Source organism: Pseudobutyrivibrio ruminis DSM 9787 (genome assembly GCF_900218035.1).
GTDB lineage: Bacteria > Bacillota > Clostridia > Lachnospirales > Lachnospiraceae > Pseudobutyrivibrio > Pseudobutyrivibrio ruminis.
The window spans coordinates 135,085-148,039 of record NZ_OBMR01000007.1 but is presented as its reverse complement, the minus strand read 5'-3'; the positions used below and the strand labels follow the sequence as shown (position 1 = coordinate 148,039).

Here is a 12,955-nt window from a genome sequence, read left to right as displayed (position 1 = left end):
CATCAAAAGTTATTTAAGGAAAGGAATGAAACGATGAAAAAGAGTTTAGTAGCACTTATGTGCGCAGGTGCTCTTTCAGCATCATTATTTGTAGGCTGTGGTTCTACAGATGAGGCTGCTACAGAGCAAACTCAGGCAACTGAGACAACAGAATCAACAACAGAAGAGGCAGCTCCAGCTGCTGTTGCTGCAGAAGGTGAGCTTCTCACAGGTATTGGTACAAGCGTAGCAATCGATAGCTCAGCAGATGCTACTGCAGACGCTGATGGTACAGCACAGGTTGATGCAACAATCGCTGCTGTTACAGTTGATTCAAACGGTGCAATCGTTGAGTGCGTAATCGATATCGCTCAGACAAAGATTGGTATCAGCGCTGATGGAAAGATTACATCTGATCTTAACGCAGAGTATCCTTCAAAGAGAGAGCTCGGCGATGATTACGGAATGAAGGTTGCTTCTGCAATCGGTAAAGAGTGGTATGAGCAGGCAGATGCTTTTGCTGCATGGGCAGTAGGTAAGACAGCATCTGATATTAGCAACATGGCAATTACAGAAGGAAAAGCTGGTGATGAGGATCTTGCAGCTTCTGTATCTATCCATGTAACAGGCTTCCAGGCTGCAGTTCTTGAGGCTATGGATACAGCTGTAGCTGGTGGGGCAGTTGCAGGTGACAAGCTTGGTCTTGGTCTTACAACAAACATTGCAAAGTCAACAGATGCTACTGCAGATGCTGATGGTGTAGCTGAGGCTTACACAACAATCTCTGTTCTTACAGTAAATGGTGATGGCGTAATCACAAGCTCACTTATTGATGCTGTTCAGGCTAAGGTTTCTTTCGATGCTAAGGGCGCAATCACAGCTGATACATCAGCTGATGTACCAAGCAAGAACGAGCTTGGTGATGCTTACGGCATGAAGGCTGCTTCTTCAATCGGTAAGGAGTGGAATGAGCAGGCTGCTGCTTACGCTGAGTACACAGTTGGAAAGACTGTTGACGAAGTAAACGGCACAGCAGTAGAAGAAGGACGTGCAACAGATGCTGATTTAGCAGCTTCTGTATCAGTTCATATTACTGACTTCAACACAGCTATTACAAAGGCTGTTGCAAGTGCACAGTAATTAATTTACAATTTGTAATGTAGGGAGTGTATTTACTACACTCCCTCTATTTTTTTGTGAGTGAGTAGATTATGGATAAGAAAAAGATATTTGGATGCTTAGCAGTAGTCGCATTGATTGCTTTTATAGTATTTATAAAGAAATTTAGTGGAGATGGTCAGAGTGAGGCCCTCACAGAAAAGACCAAGTACAATGCCACATTCTTAGATATATTTGATACAAGAACAGAGATTGTTGGTTACGCTGATTCAGAAGAAGAATTCGCAGAGATGGCTCAGCAACTTAAGGATCAGCTTATCATTTACAACAATCTATATGATATTTATAACGATTATGATGGTGTAAATAATATAAAGACAATCAACGATAATGCAGGAGTTGCGCCTGTAGAGGTGGACCAGGCTATTATCGATATGCTCAAGTTTAGCCAGGAAATGTACTATGAAACTGATGGTCGTGTTAATGTTGCAATGGGTTCGGTTCTTTCAATTTGGCATCGCCACAGAGAAATCGGCATGGATGATCCAGAGCGTGCTACACTTCCTACAATGGAAGAGCTTGAGGCAGCAGCAGAGCATACAGATATAAACAATCTTATAATTGATGATGAAAACAATACTGTATATCTTTCAGATCCAGAAATGTCACTTGATGTTGGAAGTACTGCCAAGGGATATGCAGTTCAGAAGACTTTGGAATATGCCAGGGAGCAGGGAATGAACAACGTTCTTCTTAGCTTAGGTGGAAATGTTCAGGGCATTGGTGGTAGAATCGATGGTACCAATTTCAAGCTTGGCATCCAGAATCCAGATATGGATGGTGAGCAGGAATACCTGAAAACTGTAGAAATCCAAGATGGACAGTGTGTAGTTTCGAGCGGTGATTATCAACGATTCTATGAGGTTGATGGAAAGGTTTATTGCCACATTATCAATCCAGATACACTTTTCCCATCTGATACATTTGGTCAGGTTTCTATACTTACAGACGATTCAGGAAAAGCAGATGCTTTTTCTACTGCTGTATACAACATGACTTTGGAGGAAGGTATGGATTTTGTAAATAGCCACGATGGAGTTGAGGCTATGTGGGTGGACCATGAAGGGAATATCTATTATTCCGACAATTTTGAAGAAAGTATTGTAGAGTAATTATGAAGAAAAATGATTTAAAATTAATAGTAACTGTTTTAGTAGTAGCTGTCGTATTCTGGCTTGGCATGAGCTTGTATCAGAAATACAACACAGCAAATCAGGCTTATGTATTAGTTACTATAGATGGAGTAGAGTACGGCAAGTATCCTCTTAATAAGGATATTACCGAAAGAATAGAATTCGAAGATGGTTCTTACAATGTTCTTGAGATTAAGGATGGGGAGGCCCAGATTTCCGAGGCAAGCTGTCCAGATCAAATCTGTGTAAACCATATGCATATTCACTACTCAAAAGAGATGATAGTTTGTCTTCCAAACGGATTGATAGCAGAAATTGTTAATGGTGAGGAAAGAGATATTGATGGTTCTACCCATTAATAGTCTTGAAGGTACAAATTATGAAAACAAATAAAGTGGCGCTGCTTGGCTTATTTATAGCTCTCGCTTTTGTTCTTTCTTATATAGAGTTTTTACTTCCATTTAGCATTGGTATACCAGGTGCTAAAATTGGCCTGGCAAATCTTGCTGTGGTAGTTGCTCTTTTTATTATTGGGAAAAAGGACGCTTTAGTCTTATCTATAATAAGAGTTTTATTAGTAGGTCTTACATTTGGAAATCTTGCTATGACAATGTACTCAATAGCAGGAGCAGCTCTGTCATATTTAATGATGCTTATTGGCATGAAAACAAAAAAGCTTTCAATCACAGGCGTTAGCGTGCTTGGTGGTGTATTTCACAACGTAGGCCAAATCATAGTAGCTATGCTTGTTCTTGAAACAGCTGGATTAATTTATTATTTACCATTTTTAGTAATCATTGGAACTATTTCCGGTGTAGTAATCGGAGTTTTAGCGGCAATGATTGTGGAAAGGTTACGTAGAAACCTCAGGTTTTAAATCTGAGGTTTTTTTGTTACGCAAAAGATAGTATAATATAATATTATATAAAATATTTTAAGGCGGTCTTATGAGATATATAAACATGTCCCAAATAGAACCAGGAATGAAGCTTGGTTCGGAAGTATTTGATTCTTATGGGCGAGTTTTGCTGGGAGGAAAAGCAGAACTAACACAAGAATACATAGATAGGTTGACATCACTTGGATTTGACGGATTATACATATCAGATGAGCTTTCAAAGGATATAGAAGTAGAACCAATCATCTCGCCAGTCTTGCGAGGTAAAGGTATAGATTGTGTCCGTAGGCAGGATATTGATGGATGTATGATAGTTGCCAAGGAAATGGTTGAGGAGATACTTTCAAAGGCATCTATCACCATTGATATGAATGACTTGCGTGAGACAGATGATTATACCTATTCTCATTCAGTCAATGTGGCATTGTATTGTGCCATTATTGGTCTATCTTTGCACTATGATGAAAAGGCCCTTGAGGAACTTGCTTTAGCAGGACTTCTTCACGACCTTGGTAAAATGTCTATTCCTAGTGAGATACTAAATAAAGAAGGACGCCTAACCCAAGAAGAGTATCAGATAATGAAAAGCCATGCTCAGATGAGTTACGACATTCTAAAAGAACGATGGGATGTTACTCCAAATGTTAAGGTGGCGGTTCTTTTTCATCATGAAAATGTGGATGGTAGTGGTTATCCGAGAGGAATTACAGCTGAGGACATGACAGACTACACTAAAATCATCCACGTGGCGGATGTATTTGATGCGCTTTTATCCAAAAGGCCATATAAGAATCCTTATTCTGCATATGAGGTTTCTGAATATATGATGGGCGCTTGTGGAATTATGTTTGACAGGGATGTGGTTATGGCACTTCTTAAGCATGTTCCGCTGTATCCAAAGGGAACTGAAATGATTATGTCAGACGGTAGACATTGTATCATTGTTGAAAACAGTGACTTCCACAATTTACGACCAATCATCAGGCTAATGGATGGCACTACAATAGACCTGACCGACAAAGATTATTTAAATATCACATTGGTTGCGGCAGCTAGCGCGGATTCTTTCTCTAGAGAGTCAGAGGAAGAGCGCAATGTTATGATTCAAGCTTATGAACGATACAAAGTCATGGTAGTGGATGATATGATGACTAATCTCCAAATGGCGAGGGGAATTTTGGAGTATTTCTACGACCTGACTCTTTTAAAAAACGGCAATCAGGCTTTGAAGTATTTGGAAAAGAATGAGCCAGTGGATGCCATTGTTATGGATGTGGATATGCCAGGACTTGATGGGGTAGAAACAGCCAGAAGAATCAGGGAACAGTTACACTTGGAAATACCTATTCTGTTTGTTACTGCTTTAAATGACAGTGAGACAGTAAAAAGGTGTAGAGAAGTGGGAGCTAGCGGTTATATAGTTAGACCGTTTCAGCCTACATTTATCAAATCCGAGTTAAAGAGAATTATTACAGGACGAGGAGATGCTGAATAATGAACGGGGTGTTTACTTTATCATACTTACTTAATGTAGTATGTGTGGCAATTGGTTTTTTTACATTTATAAAGCTAGTATCAAATGATGTTTATCTTAGCAGACACAGAATATTGCCTACTATAGCGGGAATTATTACTGTGTATGATTTCTATCTGTGCATTATTCCTTTTGTTCATAGTCAAGATACAGTGGACTTTTTACAACTGCTATGCGACATGTGTGCATTGGTTATCATGTTTATGATGTTTTTCTATTTCTTGTTTATTAAAACACCTAAAAATGTAGCCGTGATAATAACAATTGCTATAGCCATTATGATATCTCTATGTGTATACGATTTTATAGAGTATTATTTTGGAATCCCTAAACAAGTTGATGGAGATATGGTGGCAGTAATATTTGTATTTATGTCATCAATAATAGTTGAGTTGAAAACGCCATCAAAGGCATATTTCGACAGGATTGATATTATTGTTGGTAGATATATGCTGCTGGCGTTTATAGTTGCTATTACAGGTTATGTTTTACATGATTACTTCCTTGGAATGGATGAGATTAGATCTGTAGCCTTTGCTATTGATTGTGTTATATTCTTTTGGCTTGCTATGTCTAACAGAATTGAGGATACAGCAACAATCCTCAAATCTACTATGTTTAACAGAACCGATCGCCCAATAGCCCTTGTGAATTCGGAGTTTTACATTATCGATGCCAATCAAAAGGCATTGGAACTTTTTGCTGATGGTCAGGGAATAGGATTTGCTTTCGAAGATGGAACTACAGAAAGCAAGTTTGTTCTTGCAGAAAACATGGTAAAAAGAGAAAGAAATGACAGTGAGTATTATGCCTGCGAAAGATGGTATAGGGTACATTACGCACCAGTTCAGGAAGGAACGGAAGTAAAGGGCTATATCATTTCAGCAGTGGATATTACCCAGGAACACAAAGAGGCAACAAATGCCAAAAAAGAAACTGCCAGAAAAAGTCAGTTTTTGGCTCAGATGTCTCACGAGCTTAGAAGTCCACTTCATGCCATTATGGGTGTAAGTGATATTTTGGCTACAAAGAAGGATATTTCTGAAAAGAATAAAAGCCTTATTTCAAATATTAAGAGGGCTTCAGAGAACTTGCTGGAGCTTGTAAATGCTATTCTTGATTACAGTAAGCTTGAAGCTGGAAAGTTTGAGTTTACAGAAAAACAATATGATGTGAATGCTAATATTGAAGACATGGCTTATTCTACTCTATTAAATATACAATCAAAGCCTATAGATTTTAATTTGGCTATCACATCATCTTACCCTAGATATTTGTTTGGAGATGCAATTCGTGTTCGAGAGATTTTCCAAAACATTTTATCCAATGCTGTTAAATTCACGGAAAAAGGAACTATCCATGCAGAGCTTTCGTTTGATGAATTGGATGATGGCAGGGTGCGAGTTGATTTTTCAATTGCAGATACAGGACAGGGAATGTCACCTGAACAGCTTGAAGAGGTTTTCAATGAATACGTTTCATCTGCAGATGGGGAAGAAACAGAAGGAACAGGTCTTGGTCTTGCTATTACCCGGCAGCTTATTGCAAAGCTTGGTGGCTCTATCACTGCAGAAAGTGATGGTATATCAGGCTCTGTATTCAAAGGATATTTTTATCAGAAGCAGTGTGGTGGTGAGCATATGATGGAACGTGTTCTCAACCGAAGAACACTTCTTAATCCAAATCAGGGATTCCACGGATTGCCAGAGAAGGTTGACTATGTTTATCCTAGAGCCAGAGTTCTTGTGGCTGATGATATGCGTATCAATCTTGAAATCATGCAGCAATTCCTAATGCCTTGGAAATGCGAAGTCATAACTATGCCTGATGGTGCTTCAGCAATTGAGGCAGTTCGTGAAAATCATTATGATTTAGTATTTTTAGACCAGATGATGATGCCAGTCAGCGGCTCAGAGGCATGTAAGAAAATCCGTGAGTTTTCAAGTGTGCCAATAGTTCTTGTTACAGCTAATTCTGAAGAAAATGCAAGACATGTGGTTGTTGAATATGGATTCAGCGATTTCCTGGCAAAGCCTATACTTGGTGTTAAGCTTCAAGAAATCATGGAAAAGTATATGCCAAAAGATTTGGCAGAAAAGAATGACAGCGAAACAGTGGTTTCGGTTGTTAAGAGAAATCGTCAAAACAGTAGTGTATATCAAAAGACACTGGATACATTTGTAAAGGAAATGCAGCCACTTCTTTTGAATTTGCCTAATTATCGTAAAAACGATAAGGAAATGTTTAAGGTAAAGGTACACGGTATAGGTGGAGTTAGCAAACAAATTGGCAGAGAAACTTTTGCCGAGCAGGCTCAGATAATGGAGATGGCAGCAAAGTCAGAAACATGGAGCTATGTTGATGCACATATGGATGAGTTCCTTAATGCGCTTTGCGAAGTGGTTGAGGATGCTACAAAGGAGCTGACCCAGCTTGCACCAAACGGCATGGAAGAGCAAATTGAAATAATTGACAGTTCTAATGAAGATGTAACAGATATTCTAAATGAACTGCTTGATGCTTTTGATAAATATGATTTAAACGCCATTGAAGAAGCTCTTGATAAGTTAGAAAAATGTGAGAAGAATCAGGAATTAATGGCGCTTTATGGCACTTTGCGGGAGGCCTACGACAACCTGGAATACGAAGAAGGTACTCAGATTTTGGAGGAATATCTTCAGTTAAAATAATTGAGCGTGTTGCAATTCAATAATGTGTTGCGTTATACTCAAACAGGTTGAAATTTTTTTATGGAATAGGATGGTTTATGGGAGATTTTATTATTAGCTGCTGTTCTACAGCGGACGTTACAGAAGAGTTTTTAACGGAGAAGAACATTGAGCATATCTGCTTTCACTATTATTTAGATGACAAGCCATATGTAGACGATTTATTCAAATCAATGTCTCCACAGGATTTTTATGGCGCTATGGTTGACGGTGCAATGACAAAGACATCTCAGGTTAATGCAGATGAATTTACAGCATACTTTAGACAGTTTTTAGAGCAGGGAAAGGATGTTATCCATTTAACACTTGCTAGCGGTATTTCAGGTGTTATCAATTCAGCTAGAATCGCTGCAGAGGAGCTTAGAGAAGAGTTCCCTGATAGAAAGCTTGTAGTTTTTGATAGCCTTACAGCTTCAGCTGGTTATGGTTTATTCATGGATAAGCTTGCTACACTTCGTGATGAAGGATACAGCTTTGATGAATTAGTTAAGTGGACAGCTGATCACATTCAGAATCAGAACACATGGTTCTTCACTACAGACCTTACATTCTTTATCAGAGGTGGTCGTGTATCAAAGATTTCTGGATGGTTTGGTACAGCACTCAATATTTGTCCACTTTTAAATGTCAACGATGAAGGAAAGCTTATTCCAAGACAGAAGTGTCGTGGTAAAAAGATGGTTAAGAAGGCAGCTCTTGCAGCAGTAAAAGAGCGTATTGAAAATGGAGATGATTATGATCAGAACATTTTCATTACTCATTCTGTTTGCTACGATGATGCTAGAGAGATGGCCGATATGCTTGAGGAAGCTTTTCCTAAGATGAAAGAGAAAATCCGTATTTTCGATATTGGACCTACTATTGGAGCACATACTGGCCCAGGTACAGTTGCAATTGGTTTCTGGGGCAAAGAAAAAGAGAGATAAATTATGAAAGAGAAAATTAAAAGCTTAAGACTAAATATTACAATTTCAGCATTAATCAGCGTTATTATTGGTATTATGCTTTTGATATTTCCAGAAAAAAGCTTAATAACAATTAGCCGAGTTATTGCATGTATTATTATTTTAGCTGGTGTTTCAGTGATAATCAGCCAAATTTACGAATTTGGAATGAATGCACTGGGAATAGTTATTGGAGCAATTCTTGCAATAATTGGTGTTTGGATTTTTAGAGCGCCAGGCTCGATTGTTTCTATCATTCCTATCGCTATCGGTGTTATCCTTGCGGTGCACGGTGTGCAGGATTTAGGAATGGCGATTGAAGCAACAAAAGCCCATGCTCCTCGCACATGGCTAGCATTTCTTATCGCTGTTCTAAATATCATCCTTGGTGTTGTTTGCATTGCAGCTGCATTTAAGGTTGTTGAGGTGACAGTTCAGATTATCGGTATCATGCTTATCTATGATGGACTTACAGATTTTGGTATTGTTCACAAGGTTAGAAAAGCGACAGGTTCTGTTGTAGATGGAACAATTACCCGAGAGGAAGATATATAATGGGTCAAATGGAATTTAAAATGGAACGCACAGGTCTCCTTAATATAGGAGACGTGCTTTCCATCACAGAGTACGAGCTGCCTAATTCATATTATTATGTGTTAGGCAGGTCTTTTGCTATGTCGGCAAATTACACAACTTTGGAGCGTATTAAGGCCAAAGAGGGAAAAGTGGTAGATGTAAAAGAGACCCCTAAGGGCTTCTATGTTACAGTTGAATACCAGGATTCTTAAGGAGATATATGAATAATCAATCGCAGAATGCAATAGATATTGTTCTTGCTGAAAGTTTAAAAGAGCTTGCTAAAACAAAACCTATTGAGAAAATTACAATTAAAGAGATTACTGATAAGGCGGGAGTAATTCGTCCAACATTCTACAATCACTTTCAGGATAAATACGAACTGCTTGAATGGATTACCGTCAATGAATTGTTTAGACCTATAGATCCGCTATTGTCCAATGGAATGTTAAAAGAGGCAATCACTTTTGTGCATACTACTATGGAAAAGGAAAAGGATTTCTATAAGCGTGCAGCACAGTTGGAGGGGCAGAATTCTTTCAACGAAATATACAACAGATGTGTTGCAAATGCTGTCCAAAAGTATATTGATGTTGAAAGCCTTGTACAGATGGCCGATTATAAATGGCTCTCCAAAGAGCTTGTGGCAGAGTTTTTAGGCCACTCTATTAGCTGGATTACAATCCAGTGGATTAAACGAGGCATGACAGTACCAGTTGAAGAATTAACAGATGTTTACGTTAAAATGTTCCATAATTCGCTGATTGAAATAGTTTCAAACAAGTAGAATACAAATATATTACATTGTATCTTGCTAACAAACATGGTTTGGTGGTTGAATATTTTAGTAAATAAAATTTAGATATATTATAAATATATTAAGAGATATATTAGGAACGGAGTTAGGAAATATATGAGCTGGTTGGAAAACCTGCTGATGATAGCAGGTATTTTATTAGATGTATTTGCCGCTATGGAAATACAAGGAGCTATGATTGCTCGCATTAGAAAGCGCACCATAGTTATCGCATGTACCGTTGTGGCAGGGTTGGAATTGATTTTTTACTTTATTGGTTTTGTTATTTGCAGACTTCTTGCTCTAAACGGATATGTGTCAGATCCTATGAATTACGGCGAGATAGTAGCAGTTATAGTATTAGCATTTCTTGGAATTCGACTTATTGCAAAGGCTATCAAGAGAGAATTCATTCAGGAAAAGCGCAAGGACGTTCTTAGAGTTTGGGATTACATCAAAATTGTTGTTGTCTCATGCATCTATACAGCAGCTGCAGGATGTGCATGTGGCCTGGTCGGAACAACAATCTGGCAGATTATCACCATCATTCTTATTATTTCAGTGTTGATGGTATTGGCAGGCCTTTACACAGGTCTTCACTTCGGATTTGAAATGAAAACAGTTGCGTATGTAGCTGGAGCAGCGCTTTTATGGGGCGTTGGCGCAGAAATATTACTACACAGAGTCATAGAGATTATATAAAAAGAGTGCTTACAGAAATCTGTAAGCACTTTTTCTATGCAAGTGAATTGTATGGATCTATTTTCTTAAGGATCGAATCTTTTAAAAGCATATCACTGCTCGATACTTTACTTTTTAGGAATTCGAGCTTTTGGTCTTGACCGTTCTCGCGATAATAATCTGCTAGAAGAGTGTATGTTTCGCTTATATCTGAACCAATACCAACAGCAAATTCCAGTGTTTCAAGAGCATCCTTATGTAGGCCTGCCTCTTTCAGGATCTTTGCGTACGAATTAAGTAAAACACATACCCTGTCGAAATCCTCGCCGATTTTGGTCATTGTTTCAAAATTAGGTACTCCATACTCCAATTTTAAATCTGTATTTGTCTTACCTGTGAGGTTTAAAAGCTTGTGTGTAGACAATTCTTGAAGTTCATTTTCGATTTCAAGAACTTTTGGGTCATCAGTAAAATTTAATGGAAATTTCTCTATTGGAATGGTAATATATCTTAGATTAGATATATCTTTTGCAGGGGTTATATTTGCGGCCCTTTCGCGGTCCCAAAAATCTTTCTGCGTTTTTTCTTGTTTAGCATCAAGACTCTTTATTCTAAAGGTCAGCCAAATTAAGAATAATAAGAAAAATGGTAAAATCGGGAAGCCCATGGTTTCTCCTTTACATATTAAGTGAGGTATTTATATGAAGCGTTCTAAGAAGCATCAAATAATCGCAGGAGCAATCCTTGTAGTAGTGCTTGTTTGCATGGTATTTACCACATTCGCTGCTGCTATAATCTAAGTTTACTTTGCGCACAATCTAATGTAAAGAGGATTTTGTTATGAATAGAAAGAACATATTACCTATATTATTGGCAGCAAGCATGGTTAGTGGTCTTTTTGCAAATACTACCTTTGTTCAAGCAGATGAAATAGAAGAATCTGAAGCATCCGTATCTGATGAAGAGCTTGCCAACGAAGAGGCTGAATCAGCAGTTGCAGATGAAACTGATGACAGAATTATTCCTGATGGAATCACTATTGAGGGAATATCAGTTGGTGGAATGACTGTTACTGAGGCAGATGCAGTAGTAGCTGATTATTTTTCACAGTATGACGACGTTGAATTCACGTTATCAGCAAATGATCAAACTATTTCTGCTACTGGTGCAGACCTTTGCATCGGGGCTAAAAATAACGACGTTACAGTAAAGGCTGCTACATACGGCTCATATGGTAATTTCGGTGAGAGATTCAAAGCATCACAGGATTTAGCAGAAGGCCGTACAAAGGATTTTGCTTTATCACTTGGAGTTGATAAGGATGGAGTTATCCTCTATCTTAATTCAGCATCTACACAGGTAAATGACGAAGCCAGTGATGACTATCTTACCAGAGAAAACGGAGAATTCGTATTCCATGAAGGAACATCTGGTGTAGTCGTTCAGATTGAAGAATCAGCAGCTATCATTGTTGATTATATTGAAAATAGCTGGGATGGAAGCGCAGCTACAATAGCACTTGCGACAGAGGTCAAAGAGCCTAGAGGAAGCAAGGAAGAGCTTGCGGAAATCACAGATTTACTTGGAAGCTACAGCACAGACTACAGTTCATCATCTGCAGCTCGTAAAAATAACGTTGCAAATGGCGTTGGATTTATTAATGGCACAATCCTTTATCCAGGAGATGAATTCTCAGTGCTTAATACTATCACCCCATTTTCAGCAGAGAATGGCTATATGCTTGCAGGTTCATACGAAAATGGAACTACTGTAGAGACTTACGGTGGAGGTATTTGCCAGGTTTCTACTACTTTATATGGTGCAGTTAGAGAGGCTGAATTAGAGGTAATCACTCGTTCATGCCACTCTATGATTGTCACATACGTACCACCTTCACAGGATGCAGCTATTGCAGAGTCTGGTGGAAAGGACTTCCAGATTCGAAACAATAAAAACTATCCTATCTATATCGAAGGATATTGCGATGGCAGCAATGCTTACTTCAGTATCTACGGTAAGGAAGAGGATGATGCTGGACACAGCGTTGAATACGAAACAGAAATTACAGGTGTTAATGTCCAGGCTACCACATGGGTTGCAGATCCAAATGTACCACTCGGTAAAATGACTACTACAGTTAGTGGCCACACAGGATACACAGCTCGCCTTTGGAAGATTGTTTATGAAAATGGTGAGGAAGTAAGCCGTGATGTTTATAACAACAGCCGTTATAATCCATCCAACAGAACAGTTACTGTAGGTATAGCATCGGCAGACCCAAATCTTTCATATGCTATGCTTCAGGCGGTGAACACCCAAGATGCAGCTACAATAGCAGCGGCTATTTCTATTTATGCACCAGGAGTAGTTAATTCAACACCGTTTGAAATCACTCCAAAGTATTCTGTTACAAATCCAACAACGGACACAACAACAGATAACACTACAAATTCGACAACAGATACAACAACAGACACAACAGTTACAGACAACTCAGAAATATAAT

Annotated in this window: 13 protein-coding genes; 12 read left to right on the top strand and 1 reads right to left on the bottom strand. The window is 38.6% G+C overall.

All coding sequences use genetic code 11. The features are described from left to right. Positions 1-33: 33 nt before the first annotated feature. From CRN97_RS08230 to CRN97_RS08180, 11 genes are all read left to right on the top strand, one after another. Positions 34-1,119 carry a hypothetical protein gene (locus CRN97_RS08230; RefSeq protein ID WP_097076539.1) on the top strand — a complete coding sequence of 362 codons (1,086 nt, stop codon included), beginning with the start codon at positions 34-36 and terminating at the stop codon, positions 1,117-1,119. Positions 1,120-1,190: 71 nt separating this feature from the next. Beyond that, complete coding sequence (locus tag CRN97_RS08225; RefSeq protein WP_097076538.1) at positions 1,191-2,270, top strand: FAD:protein FMN transferase; 1,080 nt, start codon at positions 1,191-1,193, stop codon at positions 2,268-2,270. Between the two features lie 2 nt (positions 2,271-2,272). Then, a complete protein-coding gene (locus CRN97_RS08220) occupies positions 2,273-2,650 on the top strand; it encodes a NusG domain II-containing protein (RefSeq protein ID WP_097076537.1) in 378 nt (125 codons plus the stop codon). Between the two features lie 20 nt (positions 2,651-2,670). Continuing rightward, positions 2,671-3,168, top strand: coding sequence for a Gx transporter family protein (locus CRN97_RS08215; RefSeq protein ID WP_044938203.1), 498 nt, complete (start codon positions 2,671-2,673; stop codon positions 3,166-3,168). A gap of 70 nt (positions 3,169-3,238) precedes the next feature. After that, on the top strand, positions 3,239-4,684 hold the full coding sequence (locus tag CRN97_RS08210; RefSeq protein ID WP_074791849.1) for an HD domain-containing phosphohydrolase: 1,446 nt from the start codon (positions 3,239-3,241) through the stop codon (positions 4,682-4,684). Beyond that, positions 4,684-7,413 (top strand): response regulator, encoded by a 2,730-nt coding sequence (locus CRN97_RS08205; protein WP_097076536.1) that lies wholly within the window; start codon positions 4,684-4,686, stop codon positions 7,411-7,413. The genes CRN97_RS08210 and CRN97_RS08205 overlap by 1 nt, the downstream gene beginning before the upstream one ends. A gap of 77 nt (positions 7,414-7,490) precedes the next feature. Further along, positions 7,491-8,378, top strand: a complete 888-nt coding sequence (locus CRN97_RS08200) for a DegV family protein (RefSeq protein ID WP_097076535.1) — start codon at positions 7,491-7,493, stop codon at positions 8,376-8,378. A 3-nt stretch (positions 8,379-8,381) separates the two neighbouring features. Beyond that, on the top strand, positions 8,382-8,951 hold the full coding sequence (locus tag CRN97_RS08195; RefSeq protein WP_074791843.1) for an HdeD family acid-resistance protein: 570 nt from the start codon (positions 8,382-8,384) through the stop codon (positions 8,949-8,951). Then, positions 8,951-9,184 carry a hypothetical protein gene (locus tag CRN97_RS08190; protein WP_044938181.1) on the top strand — a complete coding sequence of 78 codons (234 nt, stop codon included), beginning with the start codon at positions 8,951-8,953 and terminating at the stop codon, positions 9,182-9,184. The genes CRN97_RS08195 and CRN97_RS08190 overlap by 1 nt, the downstream gene beginning before the upstream one ends. A gap of 8 nt (positions 9,185-9,192) precedes the next feature. Continuing rightward, positions 9,193-9,759: a TetR/AcrR family transcriptional regulator C-terminal domain-containing protein gene (locus CRN97_RS08185; protein ID WP_074791841.1), complete on the top strand. Its 567-nt coding sequence runs from the start codon at positions 9,193-9,195 to the stop codon at positions 9,757-9,759. A 126-nt stretch (positions 9,760-9,885) separates the two neighbouring features. Continuing rightward, positions 9,886-10,470 (top strand): manganese efflux pump, encoded by a 585-nt coding sequence (locus tag CRN97_RS08180; RefSeq protein WP_097076534.1) that lies wholly within the window; start codon positions 9,886-9,888, stop codon positions 10,468-10,470. A 34-nt stretch (positions 10,471-10,504) separates the two neighbouring features. Here CRN97_RS08180 and CRN97_RS08175 read toward each other — a convergent pair whose 3' ends face one another. After that, complete coding sequence (locus CRN97_RS08175; protein WP_074791837.1) at positions 10,505-11,116, bottom strand: hypothetical protein; 612 nt, start codon at positions 11,114-11,116, stop codon at positions 10,505-10,507. Between the two features lie 173 nt (positions 11,117-11,289). Between CRN97_RS08175 and CRN97_RS08170 the strand changes: the two genes are divergently transcribed. Beyond that, a complete protein-coding gene (locus CRN97_RS08170) occupies positions 11,290-12,954 on the top strand; it encodes a VanW family protein (RefSeq protein ID WP_097076533.1) in 1,665 nt (554 codons plus the stop codon). Position 12,955: the final 1 nt, after the last annotated feature.